This is a genomic window from Capnocytophaga sp. oral taxon 332 str. F0381, from assembly GCF_000318275.2.
GTDB lineage: Bacteria > Bacteroidota > Bacteroidia > Flavobacteriales > Flavobacteriaceae > Capnocytophaga > Capnocytophaga bilenii.
The window spans coordinates 1-692 of record NZ_KB291339.1; the positions used below are offsets into that span (position 1 = coordinate 1).

General features: G+C 30.5%; 2 protein-coding genes. Both read left to right on the forward strand.

The annotated features are described in order from the left end of the window. Positions 1 to 56: 56 nt before the first annotated feature. Positions 57 to 485 carry a hypothetical protein gene (locus HMPREF9075_RS10125; protein ID WP_009416496.1) on the forward strand — a complete coding sequence of 143 codons (429 nt, stop codon included), beginning with the start codon at positions 57 to 59 and terminating at the stop codon, positions 483 to 485. 1 nt (position 486) lies between these two features. Then, a complete protein-coding gene (locus HMPREF9075_RS13900) occupies positions 487 to 615 on the forward strand; it encodes an Abi family protein (protein WP_232305101.1) in 129 nt (42 codons plus the stop codon). Positions 616 to 692: the final 77 nt, after the last annotated feature.

The window sequence follows — 692 nt, forward strand, 5'->3', positions numbered from 1 at the left end:
CAATTAGTATGTAATTAAATAGACACCTCAATAAAAATATTTTAATAGAATAAAAAATGAACAGCACAAAATCTATATTATTTTTAGATACTGAAAATGGAGATTTTTTTCTTATAAACGGTGTAGTGATTTCTTCTAAAACTACTTTTTCCTCGCTCAGAGAGCTGTTTCCTGATAATGATATCTGGGATGTGGGGACAGGGTTTTATTGGATTTATTTTGAAAAATGTCCTTTTGAGGGAAAAGAGTTTGATATTTCTATTTGTTTTGAAGGAGAAAAACTCGAAACGATATTTTTTTCTATAAAAGAAAGATATACACCTTGGGAAAACTGGACAGAGGAATATGAACTACAAACCGAAAAACTATATAAAAAATGGCTTGCAGCACACATAGGGGAAGAGTGGGAGTTTGTCTGGGGAAAGGTGGGAGCCGCTTTTGATAGGAAAGGAGGAAGGACAAATATGTGGGTCGGTTATATTTGATTTGCATAAAATACAAAAAAAATGTAATTTTAGGAGAGAAACAAAATTTTCAGATGTCGTAGCATTATATTATTTAGATGTAGATTTGCGAAATATTCTGATGAGATATATTAATAGATTGAGGTGTTAAAATAATTTCATACATTTGCACTCTGAAAATTAATGTATTATGAAATTATTTAAGGGACAAAGCCTCTTAGAGTTTAC

Excerpts from the sequence above, each read along its gene's own strand:
- HMPREF9075_RS10125 (WP_009416496.1), top strand. The coding sequence starts at position 57 with ATGAACAGCACAAAATCTATATTATTTTTAGATACTGAAAATGGAGAT.